Raw genomic sequence first — 1665 nt, 5'->3', positions numbered from 1 at the left:
CCCTTCTCGAAGGGATAGTTCAGCGTCGGCTTCGGCTTGAAGAAATAGCGCATGGTGAGAAAGAACGCCGATACGAATTCGGACAGCAGAAGCGAGCGGGCAGTTGCGTTGACGTTGACACTCATGACGGCCTCACTTCGGCGCGATGCCGGCGAATTGCAGCACGGCGGCCACAATCACCACCATTGCCAGCGACAGCGGCAGGAACACCTTCCAGCCGAGCCGCATCAGTTGATCGTAGCGGTAGCGCGGCACGATCGCCTTCGCCATCGCGAACAGGAAGAACATGAAGAACACCTTGAGCACGAACCAGACCACGCCCGGGATCCAGGTGAACGGCGGCAACGCCACCGGCGGCAGCCAGCCGCCGAGGAACAGGATCGCCGCCATCGCACACATCGTGGTGATCGCGACATACTCGCCGAGCATGAACAGCAAATAAGGCGTCGAGCCGTATTCGGTCATGAAGCCCGCGACCAGTTCGGATTCCGCTTCCACCAGATCGAACGGCGGCCGGTTGGTCTCGGCCAGTGCCGAGACGTAGAACACCACGAACATCGGGAACAGCGGCCAGACATACCAGTTAAGGATGGTGAGCTGCGGCAGGCCGATCAGGCTGGCCAGCCCCCGCGTGTTCTGCGCTTCGACCACGGCCGAGAGGTTGAGCGATCCGACGCACAGCAAGACCGTGATGATGACGAAGCCGATCGAAACTTCGTAGGACACCATCTGCGCCGCCGAGCGCAGCGCGGCCAGGAACGGGTATTTCGAGTTCGACGACCAGCCGGCCATGATGATGCCGTAGATCGACAGCGACGAGATCGCGAAGATGTAGAGGATGCCGACATTGATGTCCGAGATCACCCAGCCGAGATCCATCGGAATCACGGCCCAGGCGGCCAGCGCCAGCACACAGGACACCAGCGGCGCCAGCAGGAATACGCCCTTGTTCGAACCGGACGGAATCACCGGCTCCTTCAGCACGAACTTCAGGAGGTCGGCGAAGGATTGCAGAAGGCCCCATGGGCCGACCACGTTGGGGCCGCGCCGGATCTGCACCGCCGCCCAGATCTTGCGGTCGGCGAGCAGGATGTAGGCGATCGCGATCAGGAGCACGACGAGCAGAAGCACGCTCTGCGCGACCATGACGATCAGCGGCCAGAGAAAGCCGGTCCAGAACGAGCTTGCGAAGAAATCAGCCATCAGATCACGCTCACTCCGCTGCCGTCAGCATTCGCCCGGCCGCCAGCCGGGAACATTCCGCCATCACCGCCGAGGCCCGTGCGATCGGGTTGGTCAGGTAAAAATCCTCGACGGACGATTTCAGCGGGCTCTTGTCGGGGCTGCCGCCCTTCCCCGCCAGCGCCTGGACCTGCTCCGCCTTGCCGGGCTCGATCTGGTCGATCCGCATCAGATGCGGCACGGCCTTGAACAGCGCCTGGCGCAACGCCCCGAGGGAATCGTAGGGAAGCTTCTTGCCGAGCACGTCGGACAGGGCGCGGGCGATCGCCCAGTCCTCGCGCGCCTCGCCGGGCGGGAACGCCGCGCGGTTGGCGATCTGCACCCTGCCCTCGGTGTTGACGTAGAGGCCGGACTTTTCGGTGTAGGCCGCGCCCGGCAGGATGACGTCGGCGCGATGCGCGCCGCGGTCGCCATGCGTGCCGA

2 protein-coding genes and 1 pseudogene are annotated in these 1665 nt (G+C 64.0%); all 3 read right to left on the bottom strand.

Going from position 1 to position 1665, the window contains the following annotated elements:
• Positions 1 to 125, bottom strand: a pseudogene (locus V7E26_RS29930) (NADH-quinone oxidoreductase subunit NuoI); the annotation flags it as partial.
• A gap of 7 nt (positions 126 to 132) precedes the next feature.
• Positions 133 to 1203 carry an NADH-quinone oxidoreductase subunit NuoH gene (nuoH, locus tag V7E26_RS29925; RefSeq protein WP_324422988.1) on the bottom strand — a complete coding sequence of 357 codons (1071 nt, stop codon included), beginning with the start codon at positions 1201 to 1203 and terminating at the stop codon, positions 133 to 135.
• Positions 1204 to 1213: 10 nt separating this feature from the next.
• On the bottom strand, positions 1214 to 1665 hold a 452-nt coding region (locus V7E26_RS29920), incomplete at its 5' end, for a molybdopterin-dependent oxidoreductase (protein WP_324422987.1).

Origin of the sequence: Bradyrhizobium sp. (assembly GCF_036735945.1) — a bacterium.
Classification (GTDB): Bacteria; Pseudomonadota; Alphaproteobacteria; order Rhizobiales; family Xanthobacteraceae; genus Bradyrhizobium.
This window is presented reverse-complemented; position numbering and strand designations above follow the sequence as displayed.

Excerpts from the sequence above, each read along its gene's own strand:
- nuoH (WP_324422988.1), bottom strand. The coding sequence starts at position 1,203 with ATGGCTGATTTCTTCGCAAGCTCGTTCTGGACCGGCTTTCTCTGGCCG.